The following is a 1,817-nucleotide window of genomic DNA, read 5'->3' on the forward strand; positions in this document are numbered from 1 at the left end:
GTTCCGGCCCCAATCACGCGAGTTACGTGCTCAAGCACGCGAGTTACGGGTCAGCTGCCCTTGTGGCCGGCCTGGTATTCCTTCGTCACGATGACGATCACGCCGGGGCTTGCGCTCTGGATGCCCTCGAAGCGCGGCTCGGCCTTGATGCCGAACTCCTGGGCGAGCTGCTTGGCCGCGGCTTCCTCGTCGGTGCCCGGGCGGTAGAACGCCGTCGTCGTCGGGATGACGCCCTGGGAGTAGTTGCTGACCTCGTTGACGTTCCACCCGGAACCGCGGAAGTCCTCGGCCGCGCGGTCGGCCAGGCCCTTGATCGTCGAGTTGTTGAACACCCGGACGGTCACCCACTTGTTGGAGGCCTGCTGGTCACCACCGGGCTGGCCGGGGCCGGCCGACGTCGGCTGGCCGGGCGCCGGAGACGAGGTCGACGGCGGCGTGGGCGACGAAGACCCGGCCGAGGTCGAAGACGATGCCGGAGCGGAAGCCGAAGACGACGTCGACGGCGGAGCCGAGGACGAGCCCGACGGCGTCGGCGAAGTGCCGCTCGGCCCGGCTTCGTTCGAGCCGTCACCCCCGCCCAGCGCGGTGATCCCGCCGATGACGGCGGCGATGATGGCCACCCCGACCAACGCGACGCCCGCGGCCTTCATCGGCCGGGACATTCCGGAAAACACACTCATTTCAGCTCGATCCCCAGTCGCCGGGCGCCTCGCTTGCGCTGGCGGGCGGCACGCGTCTTGCGCAGCCGCTTCACCAGCATCGGGTCGGCTTCGATCGCCTCCGGCTTCTCCAGCAGCTTGTTGAGCAGCTGGTAGTAGCGCGTCGCAGACAAGTCGAAGCGTTCGCGGATGGCGTTCTCCTTCGCCCCGGCGTGTCGCCACCACTGGCGCTCGAAGGCGAGGATCTCGACCTCGCGTTCGGTCAGGCCGGGCACGGGCTTCGGCGGCGACGGCTGCGGCTGCGGCTCAGCCATCGACTCCGCGGCGTCCATCCGAGTCCCTCTCAATCGGGCGTCATGGCGAATCAGACCTAGCTCTTCCGCGGGCGCCATTCAACCACGGAAGCGGCCGCCGACGTGGGCATCGGCGTCGGCGCGTCACGGTCTGATGCAGGTCTACCAGAGGGGTCCGACTAAACTGGCTCGCCGTGACCATCCACCCCATCGTTATCGCCGGCGAACCCGTGCTGCACCAGCCGACTCGGGAGATCACCGAGTTCGACGAGAAGCTGCGCACGCTCGTGGACGACATGTTCGAGACGATGTACGCCGCCGAGGGCGTCGGCCTCGCGGCCAACCAGATCGGCCTCGATCTGCGGGTGTTCGTCTACGACTGCCCGGACGACGAGGGCGTGCGGCACAAGGGCGTCGTCGTCAACCCGAAGCTCGAGACGTCGGAGATCCCGGAGACCATGCCGGACCCGGACGACGACTGGGAGGGCTGCCTCTCGGCGCCCGGCGAGTCGTACCCGACGGGCCGCGCGAAGTGGGCGAAGGTGACCGGCGCCGACGTCGACGGCAACCCGATCGAGGTCGAGGGCACCGGCTACTTCGCGCGTTGCCTGCAGCACGAGACCGACCACCTGGACGGGTACATCTACCTCGACCGCCTGGTCGGCCGGCACGCGCGCGCCGCGAAGAAGATGCTGAAGTCGAACAAGTGGGGCGTGCCGGGCAACTCCTGGCTGCCGCCGCGCACCCCCGAGGACGACGGCGCCGTCATCTGACCCGAGCGCCCCAATGTGGCGTTGGGTGCGTCCAACGCACCCAATGTGGCGTTCGGTGCGTCTGACGCACCGAACGCCCCAAAGGGGCGGTT

Annotated in this window: 3 protein-coding genes; 1 reads left to right on the forward strand and 2 read right to left on the reverse strand. The window is 69.0% G+C overall.

What is annotated here, in order from left to right:
• Window positions 1-50: 50 nt before the first annotated feature.
• Both ACWEVN_RS47785 and ACWEVN_RS47790 read right to left on the reverse strand, forming a co-directional pair.
• On the reverse strand, window positions 51-680 hold the full coding sequence (locus tag ACWEVN_RS47785; protein WP_452055701.1) for a LytR C-terminal domain-containing protein: 630 nt from the start codon (window positions 678-680) through the stop codon (window positions 51-53).
• Window positions 677-991: a DUF3263 domain-containing protein gene (locus ACWEVN_RS47790; protein WP_452055702.1), complete on the reverse strand. Its 315-nt coding sequence runs from the start codon at window positions 989-991 to the stop codon at window positions 677-679. Before ACWEVN_RS47790 ends, ACWEVN_RS47785 begins: the two co-directional genes overlap by 4 nt.
• 155 nt (window positions 992-1,146) lie before the next feature.
• Here ACWEVN_RS47790 and ACWEVN_RS47795 point away from each other — a divergent pair, with 155 nt between their 5' ends.
• Window positions 1,147-1,725, forward strand: coding sequence for a peptide deformylase (locus ACWEVN_RS47795; RefSeq protein ID WP_452055703.1), 579 nt, complete (start codon window positions 1,147-1,149; stop codon window positions 1,723-1,725).
• The last annotated feature ends 92 nt before the right edge of the window (window positions 1,726-1,817 follow it).

The organism is Amycolatopsis sp. NPDC003861 (assembly GCF_053605405.1).